The sequence below is a fragment of the Streptomyces sp. NBC_01723 genome (assembly GCF_036246005.1).
GTDB lineage: Bacteria > Actinomycetota > Actinomycetes > Streptomycetales > Streptomycetaceae > Streptomyces.
Map to the genome: position 1 here is coordinate 3,926,070 of NZ_CP109171.1, position 21,787 is coordinate 3,947,856.

The following is a 21,787-nucleotide window of genomic DNA, read 5'->3' on the forward strand; positions in this document are numbered from 1 at the left end:
CGCCGGTACTCCGGTCAGCTCGTCGGCTGGGTGAGGTCGTAGAAGGTGGCCGAGCCGGCCGTGACCTCCTTGAAGTTGGCCTCGACCCAGGAGGTGATCTGCGACGCGGTGCCGGAGTCGCCTCCCATGCCGCCGCCCATGCCACCGCCGCCGATGAAGTAGTGGATTCTGCCGTCGGCCACGTACTTCTTGAACTGGGCCAGGGTCGGTGACGGGTCCGTGCCGTTGAAGCCGCCGATCGCCATCACCGGGTCGCCGGTGCTGAGCTGGTAGCTCGCGGCGTTCTGGGAGCCGATCGCGGCGGCCGCCCAGGTGTAGTCCCCGGCGTCCGTCTCCAGGAGCTTCTTGGCCTCGGAGTCGACCTGGGCGCCGTTGAGCAGCCCGCCCGCGCCGCCGCCCGTCCCGTCGGCGCCCGTGCGGCCGCCTTCGCCGGTCCGGCCGTTGGGGGTTGTGCCGGTGCCGGGGGTGCCGTTGCCCTGCTGGTTCTGACCGGGACCGGTGCCGCCCCCGCCGCCGGGGAATCCACCGCCGCCCCCGGGACCGCCCTGGCCCTGGCCCTGCCCCTGCCCGGGTGCGTTCCCGCCGCCGGGGAAACCATCGCCGCCCCGGCCACCGCCCGGGCCGCCCATCATGCTCGCGCCGGACGGACCGGCCGTGACGATGGAGCCGCTGTGCCCCTCCCGCACGGTGCTCAGCGTGTACGCCGTCGGCGCCGCCAGCGACGCCACGAGGCCCAGCCCGGCGACCGCGAGGACGATCCGGCGCCCCAGCCGCCCGGCGAAGACCAGCCCGAGCGCGGCGACCAGGCCTCCGACCAGGACCAGCCACTTCAGCCACGGCAGGTAGTCCGGCGTGCGGTTGAGCAGCACGTATCCCCACGCCGCGGTCGCCGTGACGGCCGCCGCGAGGGCGAGCGAGGCCCAGATCCGCTCCCGCCGCTCCCACAGCGCCGCGGCGCCCATGCCGACCACGGCCGCCAGGTAGGGCGCGAGGGCCACCGTGTAGTACTGGTGGAAGATGCCGGCCATGTAGCTGAAGACGGCCGTGGTCATCAGCAGCGACCCGCCCCAGACCAGGAGGGACCCGCGTGCGGTGTCCGTGCGGCCCGCGCGGCGCGTGGCGACCAGGCCCGCGACGAGCAGGATCAGGGCGGCCGGCAGCAGCCAGGAGATCTGGCCGCCTATCTCGGAGTTGAACATCCGGTCCCAGCCGGTCTCGCCCCACATCCCGCCGCCCGCGCCACCGGGGCCCCCGCCGCCGACACTGCCGGTCTCCTCGCCGTTGAGCCGGCCGAGGCCGTTGTAGCCGAAGGTCAGCTCCAGGAAGCTGTTGTTCTGCGAGCCGCCGACATACGGGCGGGACGACGCGGGCCACAGCTCCACGACCGCGACCCACCAGCCGCCGGAGACGACGATGGCGAGGGCCGCCAGCGCGAGCTGCCCGAGCCGCCTGCGCAGCCGCACCGGCGCGCAGACGCCGTAGACGAGGGCGAGCGCGGGCAGGATCAGGAAGGCCTGGAGGGTCTTCGCCAGGAACGCGAAGCCGATCGCGGCCCCCGCCCACACCAGCCACTTGGTCCGGCCGTCCTCCAGCGCCCGTACGACGAGGTAGCAGGCGACGGACATCAGCAGGGACAGCAGCGCGTCCGGGTTGTTGAAGCGGAACATCAGCGCGGCGACCGGCGTGAGCGCCAGCACCGCACCGGCGATCAGGCCGGCCGCGGGGCTGAACCGGCGGCGCACGGCCGCGTACACGACGGCGACCGTCCCGACGCCCATCAGCACCTCGGGGACGAGGATCGACCAGGAGGAGAGCCCGAAGATCCGCACCGCCAGCGCCATCGGCCACAGGGCGGCCGGGGGCTTGTCGACGGTGATGGCGTTGCCCGCGTCGAGCGAGCCGAAGAAGAACGCCTTCCAGGACTCGCTGCCCGCCTGCACGGCCGCCGAGTAGAAGGAGTTGGCGTAGCCCGAGGCGCTCAGGTTGTGGAGGTAGAGCAGCGCGGTGGCCAGCAGCAGGCCGAGGAAGGCCGGGCGGACCCAGCGGGGGTCCTCGGGGCGGCCCCGCCACAGTCCGTGCAGCCGGGACCGGCGGGTGCCGCGGTGCGCGGACGGTGCGCGGGACGGCGGCTCCCCGTCCTCGACGCCCGGGGTCCGGGTGTCCCCCGCGGGCGCGGGCCGTTCGTAGTGCGTCGTCATCGTCCGTCCCTCGGGTCGGTGTCGGCGGCGGGGTGGACCGGCTGGAGGCGCTGGGTCGCGTCGCTCCAGACGAGGTACTGACCGGAAACCCCGGGCTCCGGTATACGGCCGGCGTCGGTGGCCGGCGTCTCCGGGAACACCCAGGCGCGGAAGAGCAGGAAGCGCAGGACGGTGGCCGCGAGGTTGGCCGCGATCAGCACCGCCAGCTCGGTGGAGTGGTCCGGGTCGGTCGTCGCCGCGTTCAGGGCGGCGAGCGAGCCGCTGGTCAGCGCGAGACCGATACCGAAGACGACCAGCCCCTGCGCCTGGTGCCGCACGGCACCGCCCCGGCCCCGCACCCCGAAGGTCAGCCGCCGGTTGGCGGCGGTGTTGGCGACCGCCGAGACCAGCAGGGCGAGCGCGTTGGCGGCCTGGGAGCCGGCGAAGACGCGGAAGCCGCTGTAGAGGAGCAGGTAGAAGAGGGTGGACAGGACACCCACGACGCAGAACCCGACGAGCTGCCGGGCCAGCCCCTGCGGTACGCCCGTCAGCTCACGGTCGCGCGGGTCGTCACCGAAGGGCCGGGCCAGCCGGTCCAGCGGCAGCGATCCGGTGGCCAGCGCCCTGCCGACCCGCCACACGCCCTTGAGGTCGTCGGTCGCGGTCCGGACGATGTGCACGGTGGAGTCGGGGTCGTCGACCCAGTCGACCGGGACCTCGTGGATCCGGCACCCGGCACGCTCGGCGAGCACCAGCATCTCGGTGTCGAAGAACCAGCCGGTGTCCTCCACCAGCGGCAGCAGTACCTGAGCGACGTCCCGGCGGATCGCCTTGAAGCCGCACTGGGCGTCGGAGAAGCGGGCCTGGAGGGAGCCGCGCAGGATGAGGTTGTAGGTGCGGGAGATGAACTCCCGCTTGGCGCCGCGCACCACCCGCGAGCTGCGGGCGAGCCGCGAGCCGATCGCGAGGTCGGAGTGTCCGGAGATCAGCGGCGCCACCAGGGGCAGCAGCGCGTTGAGGTCGGTGGAGAGGTCCACGTCCATGTAGGCGAGGACCGGGGCGTCCGAGGCGGACCAGACGGTCCGCAGGGCCCGGCCCCGGCCCTTCTGCTCAAGGCGGACGGACCTGACCTCCACGAGGTCCGCCGCCAGCCGGGCCGCGACGTGCGCGGTGGCGTCGGTGGAGGCGTTGTCCGCGACGGTGATGCGGAAGGCGTAGGGGAACGTCCGGGTGAGGTGCTCGTGCAGCCGCAGGACGCACGGCCGCAGGTCCTTCTCCTCGTTGTAGACGGGGACCACTACGTCCAGGACAGGCGTACCGGCTCCTGTGGCCGGGAGATGCTCCCGCGCCGGCAGGGAGCCGGGAGAAGAGTCGGTTCGCATGGGACCGACTCTGCTCAACTCCCCTGTCGCACCCGTGTGGTGAGGCTGTGCCGCGCCTGTGAGTGCGCCCGGTCGCCGGCCTGGTCCGGCGACGCGGGCAGACGCACGGTGAAGACCGTCCGCCCCGGCACGCTCGTGACCGTCACACCGCCGCCGTGCGCGGTCGTCACGGCGTGCACGATGGCGAGCCCGAGCCCCGTCGAGCCGGTGGCCCGGGAGCGCGCGGAGTCGCCCCGCGCGAACCGTTCGAAGACGTGCGGCAGCAACTCCGCGGGGATCCCGGGCCCGTTGTCCTCGACGGCCACGCACAGCCACCCGCCGCTCGCCCGCACGCGCGCGGTGACGGTGGTGCCGGGCGGGGTGTGGTTGCGGGCGTTGCCCAGGAGGTTGACCAGCACCTGCTGGAGGCGGGCGGCGTCCGCCGAGACCGGTGCCGGTTCCTCGGGCAGATCGAGCCGCCAGTTGTGGTCGAGCCCGGCCGCGCGGGCGTCGCTGACGGAGTCCACGACCAGCGGTACGAGGTCGGTCCGCTCGAACCGCAACGGCCGCCCGGCGTCCAGGCGGGCGAGCAGCAGCAGATCCTCGACCAGGAGGGTCATCCGCCCGGCCTCGGACTCGATACGGCCGAGGGCGTGCCGGGTGTCGGGGCCTACCCGTTCGCCTCCCCTGCGGGTGAGTTCGGCGTACCCGCGGATGGAGGACAGCGGGGTGCGCAGCTCGTGGCTGGCGTCCGCGACGAACTGCCGTACCCGGGTCTCGCTCTCCTGCCGTGCGTGCAGCGCCCCGTGCACGTGGTCGAGCATCCGGTTGAGGGCGGACCCGACCCGGCCGACCTCGGTGTGCGGGTCGCACTCGGACTCCGGGACGCGTTCGTCGAGGTTCACCTCGCCCGCGTGGAGGGGGAGTTCGGAGACCCGGCCGGCGGTGGCGGCGACCCGGCGCAGGGGGCGGGTGGCGACGCCGACGATGACGGTCCCGGCGAGGGAGGCGGCGATGAGACCGGCGGCGGTGACGCTGGCCTCCACCAGGATCAGGGTGTTGACGGTGCTGGTGACCTCGGAGGTCGGAACGGCGGCGTAGTAGCCGTCCTTGTACTCCACGCGGTAGTCGCCGAGGTCGCCGATCTCGACGGTGTGCCGGTCGCCGTCCCGGGGAACGGACGCCAGCGCGGCGCGCTCCGCCTCGGTGAGGGCGACCGGGCTGGTGCCGCTGAAGTTGGTGCTGTCGTCGTCCTTCTCGCCGTACTTGGCGTCGACGACGGCACCGTCCCGGACCTCGGCGACGATCGTGCCGCGGGGCTGCGGTCCGCGGGTGACGAACTCGTCGAGGTCCATCCGCTGAGGGACCCCGACGCCCGGCTGGCGGTCGCCGGGCGGCCCGAACCCGGACACCCGCATCGCGACCTCGTCCACCTGCTTGTCCAGCTGCTCGTACAGGTGGGAGCGCAGCGCCACCGTCGTCACGGTCCCGATCACCGCGCAGACCACGGCGATCAGCGCCACCGACGCGACGACGAGCCGGGTCCGCAGGGTGCGCGGCCGCGGTCGTCGCCGTCGGCTCATGAGACGGCGGGCTTGATCAGGTAACCGGCTCCGCGCCGGGTGTGGATCATCGGCTCGCGTCCGGCGTCGATCTTCCGCCGCAGGTACGAGATGTACAGCTCGACGACGTTGGCCTGACCGCCGAAGTCGTACGACCACACGCGGTCCAGGATCTGCGCCTTGCTCAGCACGCGCCGCGGGTTGCGCATCAGGAACCGCAGCAGCTCGAACTCGGTGGCGGTGAGGTGGATGCCGTCGCCGCCCCGGGTGACCTCGTGGCTGTCCTCGTCCAGCGTGAGGTCGCCGACGACGAGGACGGACTCGGAACGCCGGTCGGCGGCGCCCGAGCGCCGGATCAGGCCGCGCAGCCGGGCGACGACCTCCTCCAGACTGAACGGCTTGGTGACGTAGTCGTCCCCGCCGGCGGTCAGCCCGGCGATCCGGTCCTCGACCGCGTCCTTGGCGGTCAGGAACAGCACCGGCACGTCCGGCAGGTCGCGGCGCAGCCGCCCCAGCACGCTCAGGCCGTCCATGTCGGGCAGCATCATGTCCAGCACGACGGCGTCGGGCCGGAAGTCCCGCGCGGACTGGACGGCGCCGTGGCCGTCACCGGCGCTGCGGATCTGCCAGCCCTCGTAGCGCAGGGCCATGGAGAGCAGCTCGGTGATGGACTGCTCGTCGTCCACCACAAGCACCCGGACGGGGCTCCCGTCCGACCTCAGCAGTTCGGTGCGCCCCTGGGGCGAGGTCGTGGTCATACCGGAGACGATGGCGGGGCGCTCTGAGAACGTCCTTTCCCCAACCTGTGATTTGTCTGAGAAACCGCCGCGTCTCAGCCCTCCCCCAGTCCGAACAACCGGGCCCCGTTGTCGTGGCACACCCCCCGCAGCCACGCGTCCCCCAGGTCCAGCCGCTCCAGGGCGTGCAGCTGGTGCAGGTAGGGGTACGGGACGTTGGGAAAGTCCGACCCGAGCAGGATCCGGTCGCCGAGGTCCGCCAGCCTGGGCAGCGCCCGGCGGGGAAAGGGCGCGAGGCGTTCGCTGAAGTCGGTGAAGGCCATGGTCGTGTCCAGCCGCACCTCGCCGTACCGCTCGGCGAGGTCGAGGAAGTCCTCGTACTCGGGCATCCCGAGGTGCGCGACGATCAGCCGCAGCCGGGGGTGCCGGGCCAGCACCCGGGCGATCGGCTCGGGCCCGGTGTGCTTGCCGGGCGCGGGCCCCGACCCGCAGTGGACGACGACCGGGACCCCCGCCTCCGCGAGCACGCCCCAGGCCGCGTCGAGGAGTTCGTCGGCCGGGTCGTACGCCCCCACCTGCACGTGCGCCTTGAAGACCCGCGCCCCCGACTCGACGGCCCGCCGGACGTACGCCTCGACGCCCGGCTCGGGGAAGAGGGTGGAGGTGTGCAGGCAGTCGGGTGTGCGGCGGGCGAAGTCCACCGCCCAGCCGTTCAGCCACTCGGCCATCCCGGCCTTGTGCGGGTACAGCATGGCCGTGAAGGCCCGCACGCCGAACTCCCGCAGCAGCGCCGCGCGTTCGCCCTCCTCCTGCCGGTAGGTGATCGGCCATTCGAATCCGCCGGTCAGCGGGCCGAGGCCGTCGAAGTAGGCCCAGACCTTGGCCAGCACCCGCTCGGGCATGAAGTGGGTGTGCACGTCGACCAGCCCGGGCAGCCCGAGCCCCTCCCAGAACCGCCGGACCTGCCCGGCCTCGTGATCACTCATGGGGCCACGATCGCGCCCGGCCCGCCGCCGGACAAGGGGTCTCAGAACAGCTCGTCCTGGACCCCGGCCGCCTCCCTGTACTCACGCACCGGCACGGCACAGGGCTCCCCGCCGGCGGACACCAGCTCCCACCCCGTCATCAGCCGGGTGTCGAGGACGACGACCCCGCGCTCCGTCGCCAGATGCAGATCCGGCCCGGCGGCCGCCACCAGCGCGCCCCCGATCGCCCCGCCGGCCACCAGCTCGGCCACCTCTCCCACGGCGGCCGGGCACCGGTCCGGACCCTCGATCCCGAAGACGCCCGCGTGGTCCACACCCCGGAACGGCTCCGGCGTCAGCGACTCCGGCCAGCCGCCGAGCGCCACCGCCCGCGCGTGCAGCTCCGCGATCTCGGCCGACCGCTCCGCCTCCGTCCCGGGCAGCGCGGCGCGCACCGCCCGCTTGTGGGCGTACGGAATCCGGTCCGGGACGCCCAGCGCCGCCCGTAGCAACTCCTCGGTCCGGCGCGCGGCCATCAGGGGCCCGCGGCCCAGCCAGCTGAAGCAGACGGCCCCCTGCTCCAGCAGCCGGGCCGGGCCCCGCGCCTGCGCGGTGATCCCCACCTTGACCAGGCCGGGCCCGAACCAGGCCAGGTAGACGCGGTACGGCCGCGGGTCGTCCGCGATGGTGTCGGCGGCCACGGAGTGCGCCCGGTCCAGCCGCGCGCACTCCTCGCACCGCGCCCCCGTGCTCCGCCCCGGCACAGGGGCGCGCACCGGGCACGCGTTCCCCCGTGCTCCCACGCAGTTCCGGACACCCCCCTCGGTGACCGCGAAGGCCACCCGTCTCCCCCGGGTCAGGGCACTGCTCCGACCCCCGGCCCACGTCAGCACCGGACCCTCACCCGTCCAGCGCAGCCCCGCGCACTTCCATGCCTGTGCCATCACCGTCGAGACTAGAGGCCACCACTGACAACGGCGGAAGTACCGTATGGACATGGCAGACATCGACCCGCTGTGCCCCGAGCGCCTGGTCATGGAGCACGTCACCAGCCGCTGGGGCACGCTGGCCCTGATCGCGCTGCTGGAGCGCCCCTACCGCTTCAGCGAGCTGCGCCGCGAGATCGGCAGCGTCAGCGAGAAGATGCTGGCGCAGACCCTGCGCACCCTGGAGCGCGACGGCCTGGTCCACCGGGACGCCAAGCCGGTCATCCCGCCCCGCGTCGACTACTCCCTGACCGCCCTCGGCCGCGAGGCCGCCGAGCAGGTCAGGGACCTGGCGCTGTGGACGGAGCGGCGGATGGCGGCGGTCGAGCGGGCCCGCGAGGCGTACGACGCCGCGGGAGCCTGAACCAACACCGCCGCCGCAACCACCGCCTCCGGCGTCACTGCTGGAGGACCGCCTTCATGACGCTCTTGGCGATCGGCGCGCCGAGACCGCCACCGGAGATGTCCTCACGGGAGATGTCCATGTCGGTCGGGTCGATGAAGACGGCCACGGCGACGGAGGACCCGTCGTCCTTCTTGCCGTAGGAGACGAACCAGCCGTAGGGCACCTCGTCGTTCACGTTGACACCGCGCTGCGCGGTACCGGTCTTGCCGCCGACCGTGATGCCCTCGATCTGGGCGCGGCGGGCGCTGCCCTCCTTGGCGGTGAACTCCATCATCTCCTGGACCTTCTGCGCGGTCTCGGCGGAGACGGCCTCGCTCATCACCTTGGGCTCGGTCTTCTCCAGCGTGCCGAGATCCGGTCCCTTGACCTCGTCGACGATGTACGGCTGCATCACCTTGCCGTCGTTGGCCAGCCCGGCGGTGACCATGGCCATCTGCATCGGCGTACTGGTCAGGCTGCCCTGCCCCATGCCGGTGAGCGCGGTGCCCGGCGCGTCGAGGTCCTCCGGGTAGAGGCTCTTGGAGGCGAGCAGGTCGCCGAAGTCCTCGGAGTAGACGTTCTCGTTGAACCCGAACTTCTGCGCCGTCTCGCGCATCTTGTCCTGCCCCAGCTTGGAGGCGGCGTCCAGGAAGACGTTGTTGCAGGAGTACTGCATGGCGGTCTTCATCGAGGCCTTGTTGCAGACCGCGTCGCCGGCCTCGCTGCCGATCTTGTTGCTGGCCTGCGGCAGCTGGTAGGGGGAGGCGGCGTCCGTGCGGGCGTCGACGTCCGTGACGACCCCGTGCTCCAGGGCGGCGGCCGCGGTGAGGATCTTGAAGGTCGAGCCCGGCGGGTAGGTCTCGCGCAGCGCGCGGTTGGCCAGCGGCTTGTTCTTCTGCTTGTCCAGCGCCACGAAGCGGTCGGACTCCTTGAAGGTGCTGCCCGCGAACTTCGACGGATCGTAGGAGGGCGCCGAGACCAGCGCCAGCACCTTCCCCGTCTGCGGGTCCAGCGCGACCACGGCGCCCCGGGCGCCCTTCAGGTCGGTCAGCCCGTCCCAGGCGGCCTTCTGTGCCTTCGGGTCGATGGTGGTGACCACCGAGCCGGCCCGCCGTCCCTCACCACTGACGACGTCGGCGAACCGCTGGAAGGCCAGCCGGTCGTCCTTGCCGGTGAGGATGCCGTCGTAGGTCTTCTCCAGCAGCGTCATGCCCTGGGCCTGCGACGCGTATCCCGTCACCGGCGCGTACATCGGCCCGTTGGTGTAGGTGCGCTTGAACTTGAGGTCGGTGCCGTTCACCTCGGCGGAGCCGGTGATGGCCCGGCCGCCGACGACGATGTCGCCGCGTGGGGTGGCGAACTGCTCGATCTGGACCCGTCGGTTCTTGTCGTCGGAGGCGAGCTCCGGGGCACGGACGTACTGCAGCCAGTTCGCCCGGATCAGCAGACCGAGCACCAGCAGCCCGCAGAAGATCGCCACGGCCCTCAGCGGCTTGTTCACCGGGTGCCTCCGTCGAGGCTCGGCCGGTCGGATATGAAGAAGATGCGTCCTCGCAACATGCGCACACCCTAGACACACTTGCGAAAGACGATCACGCCGACCGGAAAACACCGAAGGCCCGTCGGCGATTCGACGGGCCTTCGAAAGATGTGCACTCGGCAGGATTCGAACCTGCAACCTTCTGATCCGTAGTCAGATGCTCTATCCGTTAAGCTACGAGTGCTTGTGTTCTTCAGTTTTACCGCCGCTCCCGGCCCTTCCGGCCCGCTCGCGGCGACAGGAAGAACATTACATGACTGCCGCCGCCATGTGAAATCCATTGGCCGCACCCGTTGTGAGCTGCGAAAACGGCCTTCAGGGCGGGGTGTGCGACCCCGGACGACAGCGAAGCCCCGGCCTAGAGGGCCGGGGCTTCGGTGATCGGTGCGGAGGCGGAGGGATTTGAACCCTCGATGGGCTTTAAGACCCAAACCGCATTAGCAGTGCGGCGCCATAGACCGGACTAGGCGACGCCTCCAGACAACATCACCATCTCGCGGGCGAGCGCGAGTGGCGCGTGCCGATGATGACACAGTTGAGCGCGCTGTCACCAATCGACCCCCACGGTACTAGGCGGGCGGGCCGCAGGGCAAAGCCCTTACGACACGGTCGGCGGGCCGCCGCGCAACGTCCGGCGCGCCCGCGCGTTGGGCAGGGCATGTTCCAGGTCTCCCGCATCCCCGCCGCCCGCCTCCTCGGCGCCGCCGCCCTGTCCTTCGCGTCCCTCGCCTCCCTCTCCGCCGCCCACCCGGCCGCGGCCGTCGGCACCGATGCCGGCGCCGGCGCCGCTGTCCCGCACGGTGACCACCTGACCGTCACCGTGCGGAACGCCGGTCCGGCCGCCGACGGGACGTTCGAGCTGTACTGCCACCCGGCCGGCGGCAGCCACCCCGACCCGGCGGGCGCCTGTGCCGTGGCCGAGCGCGACACCCGCTGGGGCCAGGACACCTTCGCCCCGGTCCCGCAGGGCAGCCTCTGCACCATGCAGTACGGCGGCCCGGCCACCGCGCACGTCACCGGCATCTGGGCCGGACGCCCCGTCGACGTGACGTACGACCGGCGCGACGGCTGCGAGATCTCCCGCTGGAACCGCATGGTGCCGCTGCTGCCCGAGGCGGGGGCGGCGGGACGGTCGTAAGGGGCGCGGAGCGCCGTCGCGGGCGCCCGCCCGACGGTCACCGCTCACACGTTCTACGTCACTTCCTCGTGCGACCTCCGTCGCATCCCACGCCGCCCGCCGGGGCCCAACCCTTAGACTCCCTCGCGTGACACCCTGGGGGCCGGTTGGCAAGATGGCCCAGGCGGTCGGCAAGTGCGGTAACAGGAGGGAAGCGTCTCGTGAGCAGCAGGCCATCCCGAGGCACTGCTCGCCTCGCAGCCATACTGGACGCGCTGCCCGACGCGTTGGTACTGGTCAACGCCAACGGCACCGTGGTCAACGCGAACACCATCGCGCTGGAGGCATTCGAGACTCCGGGCACCGCGCTGGTGGGCCGCGGACTGCTGGACCTGCTCCCGCAGTTCGACTCGCGGCTGATCCCCGGCTCCATGCGGCGGCCCGACCACGTCGACCCGCGGGCGCGGACCAAGCCGACCCGGATGATCGCCCGGCGCACCGACGGCGCCGAGTTCCCCGTCGAGGTCACCAGCGCCAACCTGGAGACCGGCCAGCAGGCCTACGACACCTACGGCTACACCGGCGACGAACTGCTGATGCTCGTCGTCCGCGACCTCTCCGGCACCGTCGACACCGAGGCCGAGCTGGCCCGTTCGCAGCGCCAGACCGAGATGATCCTGCGGGCCGCCTCCGAGGGCGTCGTGGGCACCGACACCGACGGGCGGATCGTCCTCGTCAACCCGGCCGCCGCCCAGATACTGGGCTACCGGGCCGGCGAACTCGGCGGCCGTGAGCTGCACACCCTCGTCCTGCACTCGCGGGCCGACGGCTCGCCCTTCCCGTACGACGAGTCCCCGCTCGCCGACACCCTGCGCTCCGGGCGCAAGCACCGGGTGCGCGGGCAGGTGCTGTTCGCCAAGAACGGCGACCAGGTGTCCGTCGACCTGACGACGGCGCCCGTACGGGACGGCGACCAGCTCGTCGGCGCCGTGATGACCTTCACCGACCGCCGCCCCCACGAGACGCTGGCCAAGGAGCACGAGGAGGCGGAGCAGCGGCACGCCGAGGAACTGGAGCGGCTCGCCGAGGAGCACGCCGCCGAGCTGACCGCGCTGCGCCGGCAGCACGAGGCCGAGCTGGAGGAGCTGCGCGAGAAGCACGCGGAGGAGATCGCCGCGGACGCCGACCGCTACGCCGCGCTCGGCGAGCGGGAGAAGGACCGGTACGAGGCGATCGCCGCCCGGCACGAGCAGTTGCTCACCCTCCTCGGCGGCTCCCTGCGCGGGCCGCTGGACGAACTGCGCCGGGAACTGGCAGCGCTGGCCTCGGACGACGCCGGGCAGCTGTGGCCCGAGGCCAACCAGGTGCTGCACCACCTGTCGGCCGGTTACTCCCGCATCACCACGCTCATCGACAACGTCCTCGGCTACCAGCGCCTCGACGTCGGCAGCGAGCAGGTCGCCCGTACGAAGGTGATGCTCGACGCCGTCGTCGCCGCCGGTGTCGACGGGGCCGTGGAGCTGATCGGTCCCGGGCGGGTGCAGTTCGCCGTGCACGCGCCGCCCATCGAGGCCGAGGTCGACGTCCGGCTGCTGGCCACCGCGCTGGCCCACCTCGTCGCGGACGTCGCGGGTGTCGACGCCACCGGCAACTCGCCCGTGTCGGCGACGGGCGGCTACCTGGACAACACCGTCGTGGTCGCGGCGGCGCAGCGCGGCGCGGTCGTCCGCATCGAGGTGCGCGGGCCGTACGCCGGGGGAGACCCGGTGCACGAGCCGATCGTGCGCGGGATCGTGCGGGCGCACGGCGGCGTGCTCCAGACGCACGAGATGCCGGGCATGAGCGGCAGCGCGTACGTGCTGGAGGTGCCGATCGGAGGCGGGGCCGGGGCCGTGGCGCCCCAGGCGCCGGCCGCGGATCCGGCGGCGGCACGGATTCCGGCGCAGGGCGGCGGGGGCGAGGGTGGCGCGGGTGCGGACAACGCGCTCGCCGTTCGCGAGCCGGCTGCCGGGGGCGGGCGGCGGCGCGCTCGGCGGGCGGCGTCCTCCGTGGACGCGTTCCTGGAGAGCGAGGTCGCGGGCGGCGAGGAGCCGGGCGGGCCCGAGGGCGAGGGCACCGCACCGACCGGGCGGCGCAGGCGGCGCGCGGCTCAGACGCAGGAGCAGACCGGGCCGGAACAGGCCGAGCGGGAGCAGGTCGCACAGGGGAACGTCGCCCAGGCGCCGGGCGCCCCGTCCTCGGCCCCCCTTCCGGTGCCCGCACAGGCGGCGGCGGGAGACGGGTCCGGGTCCGGCGGTACCGGGCGTCGGCGCGGGCGGCCCGCCGAGGCCGTGGGCACCGACGTCGCCGAGTTGCCGCCGGGAACGCAGGCGGGGGTGTCCGAGGGCGCCGTCGTCATGGCCGGTGACCGGGGCGGGGCCGCGGCCTCCAACACCGGTCTGGGCGGGACCGTACCGCCGCAGGGCGTGCCCGCGCCCGCGGGAGGACGTACCCGGCAGGACGGCGGTGAGCGGCAGGCGCTGCCCCCGGCGCTGCCCGCGCAGGCCGGCGAGTCGGACCCGGCGGACGCCGACCGGCCGACCGGCCGCCGACGGCGTGCCCTGGCCTCCGCGAACGAGCGGGCCGCCGCCCAGGAGGCGGCGCCGCGTCAGGTGTTCGCCCTGCCGCCCGCCGACGCGGACCGGCCGGCCGACGGCGACGCGGCGACGGGGCAGGGGCCGGTGCAGGGCCCGGCGCAGGGCGCTCCGGCGGCCGGTCACGTCGGGCAGGTCCCGGCCCAGGGCCGGGTCACGGAGCACGCCCAGGCTCCCCAGGCGCAGGCACAGGCACAGGCCACCGCGCAGGCACAGACACAGACTCAGGTGCCCGGTCCGGCCGCCCCCGGTGACGCCCCGCTCGACGAGGGCCGCCACGACGCCGCACCGCCCGACCAGGCCGAGGACCACACGCCGCCCCAGCCGCACCCGGCCGACGCACCCACCGGGCGGCGCCGTCGGGCCGGGGCCGCCCGTCCCGCCGACGAAGCGGCACCGGTGCCGGCGCAGGGTGGCCCGGAGCAGGCCCCTCCGCCCGTGCCGGACGCCCCGGTGCCGCCGCAGCACCCCGCGGGTCGGGGCGTACCCGACGCCCCGTCCGCACCCGACGCCCCGCAGCCCTGGCCCGCGACCGCCGCGCCCCAGCCCGAGGGCGCCCCGGTGCCGGCCGACGGCACCACTCCGACGCCCCCGCAGGGCGTCCCCGGCTCCACGCCGAGCCAGGGCACGCCGCTGCCGCCCGAGAACGCGCCCGCACCCCGCGCGGCGCAGCCCCTGCCCGCCGAGACGTCGGCGCCCGTGGACCCGAACTCGACCCAGGGACGGTCGATCAGCGTCCGGACGCTGGGCCAGGGTGTGCCGTTCAACCGGCAGGCGGTCCAGGTGCAGCAGCCGGCGGCCGCCCCCGCGCCGCAGCAGCCGGGTCGGCGCCGCAAGCTGGGTACGCCGCCCGACCCGCGCACGGACCAGGCGGCGCGCCCGCACCCGGCGACCGAGCAGCCGACCGCCACCACGCAGCCGAAGCAGCAGCCCCAGCCGCAGCCCCCGGCGCCAGGGCAGGAACAGACCTCGCTGGGCGGCGGACAGCAGCGGCTCGCGCCGGTCACCGAGGGTGCCGGACGGTCGTACGCCATAGGAGCGCCGGACAAGGACGCCGCCGAGGGACCCGAGCCGCTGGACGGGCCCGGCGGAGCCGTGGAGGTGGCGGACTCGCCGCGTCCCCAGCCGATGGACGACGAACTGCCGCCGGAGCCGCTGGACAACCCGCGCCGTCTGCTGGTGTGGCCGGCACCGGACGTCTCCACGCAGCAGGCGCTCAGCGACCGCGGCTACCGGCCGGTGATCGTGCACTCGCGCGAGGAGGTCGACGCGCAGATCGCGGCGTTCCCGGCCGCGCTGTTCGTGGACCCGCTGACCGGGCCGATCACCCGCACCGCGCTCCAGTCGCTGCGGCAGGCGGCGGTGGCCGCCGAGGTGCCGGTGCTGGTCACGGCCGGCCTCGGACAGGCCTCGCGGGACGCCGCCTACGGCGCCGATCCGGCCGTACTGCTGAAGGCGCTCGCACCCCGGGACACCGAGCAGCACCCGCCGCGCGTGCTGCTGATCGAGGAGCACGCGGAGATCGCGCTGGCGCTGACCTCGACGCTGGAGCGGCGCGGGATGCAGGTGGCGCGCGCGGCGAGCGACGCCGACGCGGTGGCGCTGGCGGGGCAGTTCCGGCCCAACCTGGTCGTGATGGACCTGATGCAGGTGCAGCGGCGTCAGGAGGGCTCCGCCGGGATCGTCGGCTGGCTGCGCGCGAACGGGCAGCTCAACCGCACCCCGCTGGTCGTCTACACCGCCGCCGTCGACCAGGCCGACCTGCCGCGACTGGCGTCGGGCGAGACGGTGCTGTTCCTGGCGGAGCGGTCCACCAGCGGCGAGGTGCAGGGCCGGATCGTCGAGCTGCTCTCGCGGATCGGGACCAACTGACGCCGCGGTGCCCGGGCGCTACCGGTCGACGATCCGGCGCGCCGCCTCCTTGATCGACGCGCGCAGGCGGTCGGCGTCGGTGTCCGCGCCGCCGACCAGGATGCGCTTCATCTGGGGCACGACGATCGCCCAGTTGGCCATCGCGACCAGCAGGAAGAGGAGATCGGGCGCCGGGATGGCGTCGGTGACCACGCCGCGTTCCTGGCCGTCCCGTACGGCGGCGACCTTGCGGGCGTAGTGGGCCTGGCGTTCGGCCTCGTGGGGCAGCTCGGCCGTGCCGTACTCCATGCCCTCCCAGAAGAGCAGACGCAGCAGCTCGGGGTGGGCGGTGTGGTAGTCGAGCAGGCGGTCGATCCAGCCCTCGATGTCGTCGGGGTCGACGGGGACCGAGACCGCCAGGTCGAGCATCTTCTTCTCGAGGACGGACGCGAACAGCTCGTTCTTGTTGCCGTAGTAGGCGTAGATCAGCTGCTTGTTCGCCTTGGCCTCGGCCGCGATGCGGTCGATGCGCGCGCCGGCGATGCCGTGCCGGGCGAACTCGGCCACCGCCGCCGCGAAGATCCGGGCCTTGGTGGCCTCGGGGTCCCTTGCTCCCATGGGGGACAGGGTATGCGGAGGGAAGCAGGTAACCAACTATTTGGTTGACAGGGGCCCTGGGACGGGCGCAGACTCGGCCGCGTCAGTCCAACCAACCAGTTGGTTATTAGTGTGCGCTCGAAGGAGTCGCTCCGCTCATGCCGTCATCGCCGTCCCGAGCCGCAGCACCGGTGGAAGCCGCGGCCGCCTCCGTGCCCGCCTCCGCGTCCGCCTCCGCGTCCGCCGAGACCGAGCCGCCGCCCCGGCCCGTCGGTGCCGCGTCCCGGCTCTTCCTCCCCCTGATCGCCCTCTGCACCGCCGTGACGGCCGCCAACATCTACCTGGCGGCGCCCCTGCTCCCCCTCATCGCCCACGACATGGGCTCGACGCCCTCGGGGGTGGCGTGGCTCGCCTCCGTCGCCCAGCTCGGGTACGCGGCCGGCCTGCTCTTCTTCGCCCCGCTCGGGGACAGCGTGAACCGGCGCCGCCTGGTCGCCGTCCTCGCGCTGGTCGCGACCGCCGCCCTGCTGGCCGCCGCCGCCTCGGCCGGGACCGGCGCGCTGGCGGCCGCCGTCCTGGTCGCCTCGGCCGCGACCGTCGTCCCGCAGCTCCTGGTCCCGCTGGTCGCCGAACGCGCCCCCGCCGACCGCCGGGCCCGTCATGTCGCGGCCGTCATCGCGGGCCTGTTCACCGGCGTGGTGGCGGCCCGCGTGCTCGGCGGGCTGGCGGGGCAGGCCTTCGGCTGGCGTGCGGTGTTCGTGGGAGCCGCCGTCCTGACCGCGGTCCTGGGCCTGGCGACCGCGTACATACTTCCGGCCGAGCGGCGGCGCCGGCAGGGCTCGCTGTTCGCGGGCCTGGCCGCGCTGCCCGGCGTACTGCGCCACTCGCCCGACCTGTGGCGCGCGTGCGTGCGCCAGGCGGGGATGTACGGCGCGTGGAGCGCCCTGTGGACCTCCCTGGCGCTGCTCCTGGCGGGGGGCGACGGCTACGGCATGACGACCGCCGCGGCCGGGCTGTTCGGCCTGTTCGGGCTGGCGGCGAGCGTGGTCGCGCCGCTCGCGGGCGGCCTGGTCGACCGGTTCGGCGCCGCGAAGGTCGTGCGGTCCGCGTATCTGGTCGCCGCCGTGTCCGTGCCGCTGTTCTGGCTGGGCGGGCAGGTGATGGCGGCCCTGTGCGCGGCGGCGGTCCTGGTGCACGCCGCGCTGGTCGCCTCCCACGTCGCCAACCAGACCATCGCCCTGACCACCACGTCCGCCCCGGCCACCGCCAACACGGCGTACGTCGTCTCCGGCTTCGCGGGCGGCGCCCTGTCCTCGGCCCTGGCGGGACCGGCCTTCGGCCAGTGGGGCTGGGGCGGCGTCTGCGCGGTGGCGGGGGCGGGGCTGGTGGTGGGGTGGATGGGGACGGTCGTGCGGGGGAGGTGAGTGCGGGGGCCGGGCGCCGCACGGGTGGCGACCCCGATGCCGGGCGGTGGGCGCCGGGGTCGCCCTCGGGGTCGCTCTCGGGGTGGCCCCGGTGTCGCCCTCGGGGTCGCCCTCGGGGTCGCCCGGCATCGGCCTTACGGTCAGAGCCGCGTGACGTCCAGCCCACCCTCGGCGTACTGCCTGCGCAGCACCTTCTTGTCGAACTTGCCCACGCTCGTCTTCGGCACCGTCTCGATGACCGTCCACCGCTCCGGCAGCTGCCATTTGGCGATCTTGCCGTCCTCGGCGAGGAAGGCGCGCAGCTCCTCGAAGCCGACGCTCGCGCCCTCCTTGAGGACGACGGTGGCCAGCGGACGCTCGCCCCACTTGTCGTCCGGGACGGCGACCACGGCGGCCTCGGCGACGGCCGGGTGGGACATCAGGGCGTTCTCCAGCTCGACCGACGAGATCCACTCGCCGCCGGACTTGATGACGTCCTTGGCCCGGTCGGTCAGGGTCAGGAAGCCGTCGGGGGAGATGGTGCCGACGTCACCCGTCTTCAGCCAGCCGTCCTCGCTGAACTTGTCGTCGGGACGCAGCGGTTCGGTACCCGGCCCGTTGTAGTAGGCCCCGGCGATCCAGTTGCCGCGCACCTCCAGCTCACCGGCGGACTCGCCGTCCCAGGGCAGCCGCTCACCGCCGGGACCGGTGAGCCGCGCCTCGACGCCGGCCGGGAAACGGCCCTGGGTGAGGCGGTACGCGAACTCCTCCGGCGTGCCGATCGCCTGGGCCGGCGGCCGGGCGATGGTGCCGAGCGGCGAGGTCTCCGTCATGCCCCAGGCGTGGCAGACCCGCATGCCGAGCGAGTCGAACGCCTCCATCAGGGACGGGGGACAGGCGGAGCCGCCGATGGTGACCTGCGTGAGGGAGGAGACGTCGCGGGGCTTGGCGGTCAGCTCCGCGAGCAGCCCCTGCCAGATGGTGGGGACGGCGGCGGCGTGCGTCGGCCGCTCGCCCTCGATCATCGCGGCGAGCGGGGCGGGCTGCAGGAAGCGGTCCGGCATCAGCATGTTCACGCCGGTCATGAAGGTGGCGTGCGGCAGTCCCCAGGCGTTGACGTGGAACTGCGGGACCACGACCAGCGAGGTGTCCTGGTCGGTCAGGCCCATCGACTGGGCCATGTTGACCTGCATGGAGTGCAGGTAGATGGAGCGGTGGCTGTAGACCACGCCCTTGGGGTCGCCGGTGGTGCCGGAGGTGTAGCACATGGCGGCGGCGGCCCGCTCGTCCAGCTCGGGCCAGTCGTACGTGACCGGCTTCCCCGCGATCAGGTCCTCGTACTCGTGCACCTGGGCCGACGCCCCCTCCAGCAGGGAGCGGTCGCCGGGGCCGGTGACGACGACGTGTTCGACCGTCTTCAGGTGCGGCAGCAGCGGCGCGAGCAGCGGCAGCAGCGAACCGTTGGCGATCACGACGCGGTCGGCGGCGTGGTTCACGATCCAGGCCAGCTGCTCGGGCGGGAGGCGGAGATTGAGGGTGTGGAGGACCGCGCCCATGGAGGGGATCGCGAAGTATGCCTCGACATGCTCGGCGTTGTTCCAGGCCAGAGTCGCCACACGCTCGTCGTCGCCGACCGCGAGGTCCTCGCGCAGGGCGTGCGCGAGCTGGGCGGCGCGGGCGCCGATCTCGGCGAAGGAGCGGCGGTGCGGCTCGTCCTCACCGGTCCAGGTGGTCACCTGCGAGCTGCCGTGGATCGTCGACCCGTGGGTCAGGATCCTCGAGATCAGCAGCGGTACGTCCTGCATCGTGCTCAGCACGGTGTCCTCCCGGGGCGACATTGCCTACGCGGCGGTAAGGGTTGCGCTGATTCTGCGCACATACCGCGCGGTATGTCACTACTCCGGGGTGATCGATCAGTACGGGTTCCCCAAGGAACGTCCGGAGGGACACCCGGAGGGGTCGCCCCCAAAGGCCCCGTTGGCTCTCATTTCCTGACAATCCCCAGCTCGGGGTCCTCGCGGAGTTTGCCGAGCGCTCGGGAGACGGCCGACTTCACGGTGCCCACGGAAACGCCGAGCACTTCGGCCGTCTGGGCCTCGCTGAGGTCCTCGTAGTACCTGAGGACGACCATCGCACGCTGCCGGGCGGGCAGCTTCATGATCGCCCGCCACATCGCGTCGTGCAGCGCCTGCCGCTCCGCCGGATCGTCACCGGCCGGCACGGGCTCCGGCTCGGGCAGCTCGTCGCAGGCGAATTCGTCGACCTTGCGCTTGCGCCACTGCGACGTCCGGGTGTTCAGCAGGGCCCGGCGCACGTAGCCGTCCAGGGCGCGGTGGTCCTCGATGCGTTCCCAGGCGACGTACGTCTTGGTGAGCGCGGTCTGCAGCAGGTCCTCCGCGTCGCTCGGGTTCGCGGTGAGCGACCGGGCGGTACGCAGCAGCACCGGCTGGCGTGCCTTCACGTACGACGAGAACGACGGGTACGGGAAGGTCTGCGCCCTTGCTGGCGCCGTGGCTGTGGCGGCTTCGGAAGCGCTGGTGCAGACGGGTGTGGTCATGGCTCCACGCTATGAGCGAGGGGGTGTCCGGCGGATCGGCCGCAGGTCCCGAAGCAGAGTCCGCCTCAGGTTGTAGGGGTGGTGCCGGGTGCACCTCCTGTAGGTGGACGAGAGGAGGAGGGACACTGCGGGTTCCCCCTTGGGGGCTTCCCCGCGGGCGGCCCCGGGCCCCTGCGGCCGCCCGGCCCCACCCCGGGCCGGTGACGACGGGAAACGCCTGGGCGGCGGCACCGAAGCACCACCGCCCAGACGCACTGCGACCCCTTGAAGCACACCCGCGAGCGATCGAGGGCCGGCGCGGCAGCGCTCCCGCGCCGGCACCTCAGCTCACCACCACAGCGGGGAGAAGGTGACGGCCACGTTCTCGTTGCCCTGCTGGATCGCCGTGAACGCGGAGCCGTCGACCTGCGCGGTGTTGCTCTGGTTCGAGGCCCCCGAGCCGACGGCCTGCTGCTGCGTGGTGGACGAGTTGCCGTTGTTGTTGCCGCCGACACCGCTGCCGAGGATGCCGGCGTTGGCGCTGGCGGCGGTCGCGCTCGATCCGTCGTCCGCGAAGGCACCGTTGTCCGCCGCCGCCACACCACCGAGGAGCGCGGCTGCGAGCGGAAGGGCGGCGACGGCGGCGACGACACGGGCGGTACGGATGCTTGCCATGTTTGTTCCTCCAGGACTGAAGCTGCGTGAGCCTGCGTGAAGCTGCGTGAAGCACTCTGAACTGCGGCTGTTGCCAAGGCAGTTGGCCGACCACCCCGACGTTGTGCACGACGTCGCGTGATCAGAGTTGCCCACCGAATCCCCGACGAACCACCCCGGAAGCCCCGATTCGCCCTCAAGCGTGAGGACAAGTCGATAAACCCCTTTGACCGTCTTCACCGCTCACCCCGGGGCGGCACGGACACTCCCACCCCAAGCCCGACAACAGCTGAAGCGTTCCGCCACATCCGCGAACTCCACCCCCTTCCCCGGCGCGTCACCCTCCCTCACCCTTCCCTTTCTCGAACATACGTACGAACATGGATCCATGGCCACCACCGACCGGCAGGCCACGACGCTGGCCCTCGCACACGCCCTGTCCGCCGCGGAACGCGGACTGGCGGTCATCCCCCTGTCCCGGACGAAGCTCCCGGCCCTGCGCTCCCCGCACCGCGCCGGCCCACCGGCGGAACCGCTCTCCTGCCACGGCGAGTGCGGCCGCTTCGGTCACGGTGTCCACGACGCCTCCACCGACCCGGCCCGCATCCGCGAGCTCTTCGCCGCCGCCCCCTGGGCCACGGGCTACGGCATCGCCTGCGGCCTGCCCCCGCACCACCTCGTCGGCGTCGACCTGGACACGAAGTCGGAGACGGACTCCTCGGCCGCCCTGCGCGAACTGGCCCTGCGCCACCTGTTCACGATCCCGCCCACGGTCGTCGTCCTGACCCCCAGCGGCGGCCGCCACCTCTGGCTCACCGGCCCGCCCGACGCCGTGGTCCCCAACTCCGCCGGCCGCCTCGCTCCGGGCATCGACATCCGAGGCGCGGGCGGCTACCTGGTCGGCCCCGGCTCCCGCACCCGCCACGGCGTCTACACCACCGCCCCCGGCACGTCCCACCTGCCCCCCGCCCCCTGCCCACCCACCCTGCTCCGCCTCCTACTCCCCCCACCCCGCCCCCACCCCACTCCCGGCACACCCGCCACCCCCGACGGCCGGGGCCTCATCCACTTCGTCCTCGCCGCGCACGAGGGCCAGCGCAACACCCGCCTCTTCTGGGCGGCCTGCCGCGCCTACGAGAACGGCATCGGCCCGGCCCTCCTCCGCCCCCTCCTGGAAGCCGCACAGGCCACCGGCCTGACGGAACGCGAGGCCCGCACGACCATCGCCTCGGCGGCCCGCATGACCGGCCACCGCCCCTGACCCACTCGGCACAAGAACCGAA

General features: G+C 73.4%; 16 protein-coding genes and 2 tRNA genes. 5 read left to right on the forward strand and 13 right to left on the reverse strand.

Annotated features, from left to right (window positions below):
* Positions 1–14: 14 nt before the first annotated feature.
* The 6 genes from OIE75_RS18065 to OIE75_RS18090 all read right to left on the reverse strand — a co-directional run bounded on the left by OIE75_RS18065 (position 15) and on the right by OIE75_RS18090 (position 7,746).
* Entirely contained in the window at positions 15–2,198 is a 2,184-nt protein-coding gene (locus OIE75_RS18065) for an ArnT family glycosyltransferase (RefSeq protein WP_329471471.1), read from the reverse strand.
* Entirely contained in the window at positions 2,195–3,559 is a 1,365-nt protein-coding gene (locus tag OIE75_RS18070; RefSeq protein ID WP_329471472.1) for a bifunctional glycosyltransferase family 2/GtrA family protein, read from the reverse strand. The genes OIE75_RS18065 and OIE75_RS18070 overlap by 4 nt, the downstream gene beginning before the upstream one ends.
* Positions 3,560–3,573: 14 nt before the next feature.
* Entirely contained in the window at positions 3,574–5,121 is a 1,548-nt protein-coding gene (locus OIE75_RS18075) for a sensor histidine kinase (protein ID WP_329471473.1), read from the reverse strand.
* Positions 5,118–5,858: a response regulator transcription factor gene (locus OIE75_RS18080; RefSeq protein WP_329471474.1), complete on the reverse strand. Its 741-nt coding sequence runs from the start codon at positions 5,856–5,858 to the stop codon at positions 5,118–5,120. The genes OIE75_RS18075 and OIE75_RS18080 overlap by 4 nt, the downstream gene beginning before the upstream one ends.
* Positions 5,859–5,932: 74 nt before the next feature.
* Positions 5,933–6,823, reverse strand: coding sequence for an amidohydrolase family protein (locus OIE75_RS18085; protein WP_307013647.1), 891 nt, complete (start codon positions 6,821–6,823; stop codon positions 5,933–5,935).
* A gap of 41 nt (positions 6,824–6,864) precedes the next feature.
* A complete protein-coding gene (locus OIE75_RS18090) occupies positions 6,865–7,746 on the reverse strand; it encodes a DUF2797 domain-containing protein (protein ID WP_307013648.1) in 882 nt (293 codons plus the stop codon).
* Between the two features lie 46 nt (positions 7,747–7,792).
* Here OIE75_RS18090 and OIE75_RS18095 point away from each other — a divergent pair, with 46 nt between their 5' ends.
* Positions 7,793–8,152, forward strand: a complete 360-nt coding sequence (locus OIE75_RS18095) for a winged helix-turn-helix transcriptional regulator (RefSeq protein ID WP_307013651.1) — start codon at positions 7,793–7,795, stop codon at positions 8,150–8,152.
* A gap of 34 nt (positions 8,153–8,186) precedes the next feature.
* On the opposite strand, the gene OIE75_RS18100 is transcribed toward OIE75_RS18095, so the two are convergent.
* The 3 genes from OIE75_RS18100 to OIE75_RS18110 all read right to left on the reverse strand — a co-directional run bounded on the left by OIE75_RS18100 (position 8,187) and on the right by OIE75_RS18110 (position 10,191).
* The gene (locus tag OIE75_RS18100) at positions 8,187–9,674 is read right to left on the reverse strand and encodes a peptidoglycan D,D-transpeptidase FtsI family protein (protein WP_329471475.1); all 1,488 of its coding nucleotides are present in this window, start codon (positions 9,672–9,674) and stop codon (positions 8,187–8,189) included.
* Positions 9,675–9,824: 150 nt separating this feature from the next.
* Positions 9,825–9,897, reverse strand: a tRNA-Arg gene (locus OIE75_RS18105).
* A gap of 203 nt (positions 9,898–10,100) precedes the next feature.
* Positions 10,101–10,191: transfer RNA gene (locus OIE75_RS18110), tRNA-Ser, on the reverse strand.
* Between the two features lie 180 nt (positions 10,192–10,371).
* Here OIE75_RS18110 and OIE75_RS18115 point away from each other — a divergent pair.
* Positions 10,372–10,851: an SSI family serine proteinase inhibitor gene (locus OIE75_RS18115; RefSeq protein ID WP_329471476.1), complete on the forward strand. Its 480-nt coding sequence runs from the start codon at positions 10,372–10,374 to the stop codon at positions 10,849–10,851.
* A gap of 200 nt (positions 10,852–11,051) precedes the next feature.
* A complete protein-coding gene (locus OIE75_RS18120; protein WP_329471477.1) occupies positions 11,052–15,335 on the forward strand; it encodes a PAS domain-containing protein in 4,284 nt (1,427 codons plus the stop codon).
* 18 nt (positions 15,336–15,353) lie between these two features.
* Here the strand turns inward: OIE75_RS18120 and OIE75_RS18125 are convergent, their stop codons facing one another.
* Positions 15,354–15,932: a TetR family transcriptional regulator gene (locus OIE75_RS18125; protein WP_307013659.1), complete on the reverse strand. Its 579-nt coding sequence runs from the start codon at positions 15,930–15,932 to the stop codon at positions 15,354–15,356.
* 137 nt (positions 15,933–16,069) lie between these two features.
* Here OIE75_RS18125 and OIE75_RS18130 point away from each other — a divergent pair, with 137 nt between their 5' ends.
* Positions 16,070–17,335 carry an MFS transporter gene (locus tag OIE75_RS18130; RefSeq protein ID WP_329471478.1) on the forward strand — a complete coding sequence of 422 codons (1,266 nt, stop codon included), beginning with the start codon at positions 16,070–16,072 and terminating at the stop codon, positions 17,333–17,335.
* Between the two features lie 140 nt (positions 17,336–17,475).
* Here OIE75_RS18130 and OIE75_RS18135 read toward each other — a convergent pair whose 3' ends face one another.
* The 3 genes from OIE75_RS18135 to OIE75_RS18145 form a co-directional block, all read right to left on the reverse strand.
* Complete coding sequence (locus tag OIE75_RS18135) at positions 17,476–19,152, reverse strand: long-chain fatty acid--CoA ligase (protein WP_329471479.1); 1,677 nt, start codon at positions 19,150–19,152, stop codon at positions 17,476–17,478.
* Between the two features lie 146 nt (positions 19,153–19,298).
* Positions 19,299–19,871: a SigE family RNA polymerase sigma factor gene (locus tag OIE75_RS18140; protein WP_163015842.1), complete on the reverse strand. Its 573-nt coding sequence runs from the start codon at positions 19,869–19,871 to the stop codon at positions 19,299–19,301.
* Positions 19,872–20,198: 327 nt separating this feature from the next.
* Entirely contained in the window at positions 20,199–20,525 is a 327-nt protein-coding gene (locus OIE75_RS18145) for a hypothetical protein (RefSeq protein ID WP_125495747.1), read from the reverse strand.
* 367 nt (positions 20,526–20,892) lie between these two features.
* Here OIE75_RS18145 and OIE75_RS18150 point away from each other — a divergent pair, with 367 nt between their 5' ends.
* Positions 20,893–21,765, forward strand: a complete 873-nt coding sequence (locus OIE75_RS18150; protein WP_329471480.1) for a bifunctional DNA primase/polymerase — start codon at positions 20,893–20,895, stop codon at positions 21,763–21,765.
* Positions 21,766–21,787: the final 22 nt, after the last annotated feature.

Coding starts and splice junctions, on each gene's coding strand:
- OIE75_RS18065 (WP_329471471.1), bottom strand. CDS start 2,198: ATGACGACGCACTACGAACGGCCCGCGCCCGCGGGGGACACCCGGACC.
- OIE75_RS18070 (WP_329471472.1), bottom strand. CDS start 3,559: ATGCGAACCGACTCTTCTCCCGGCTCCCTGCCGGCGCGGGAGCATCTC.
- OIE75_RS18075 (WP_329471473.1), bottom strand. CDS start 5,121: ATGAGCCGACGGCGACGACCGCGGCCGCGCACCCTGCGGACCCGGCTC.
- OIE75_RS18080 (WP_329471474.1), bottom strand. CDS start 5,858: ATGACCACGACCTCGCCCCAGGGGCGCACCGAACTGCTGAGGTCGGAC.
- OIE75_RS18085 (WP_307013647.1), bottom strand. CDS start 6,823: ATGAGTGATCACGAGGCCGGGCAGGTCCGGCGGTTCTGGGAGGGGCTC.
- OIE75_RS18090 (WP_307013648.1), bottom strand. CDS start 7,746: ATGGCACAGGCATGGAAGTGCGCGGGGCTGCGCTGGACGGGTGAGGGT.
- OIE75_RS18095 (WP_307013651.1), top strand. CDS start 7,793: ATGGACATGGCAGACATCGACCCGCTGTGCCCCGAGCGCCTGGTCATG.
- OIE75_RS18115 (WP_329471476.1), top strand. CDS start 10,372: ATGTTCCAGGTCTCCCGCATCCCCGCCGCCCGCCTCCTCGGCGCCGCC.
- OIE75_RS18125 (WP_307013659.1), bottom strand. CDS start 15,932: ATGGGAGCAAGGGACCCCGAGGCCACCAAGGCCCGGATCTTCGCGGCG.
- OIE75_RS18130 (WP_329471478.1), top strand. CDS start 16,070: ATGCCGTCATCGCCGTCCCGAGCCGCAGCACCGGTGGAAGCCGCGGCC.
- OIE75_RS18135 (WP_329471479.1), bottom strand. CDS start 19,152: ATGTCGCCCCGGGAGGACACCGTGCTGAGCACGATGCAGGACGTACCG.
- OIE75_RS18140 (WP_163015842.1), bottom strand. CDS start 19,871: ATGACCACACCCGTCTGCACCAGCGCTTCCGAAGCCGCCACAGCCACG.
- OIE75_RS18145 (WP_125495747.1), bottom strand. CDS start 20,525: ATGGCAAGCATCCGTACCGCCCGTGTCGTCGCCGCCGTCGCCGCCCTT.
- OIE75_RS18150 (WP_329471480.1), top strand. CDS start 20,893: ATGGCCACCACCGACCGGCAGGCCACGACGCTGGCCCTCGCACACGCC.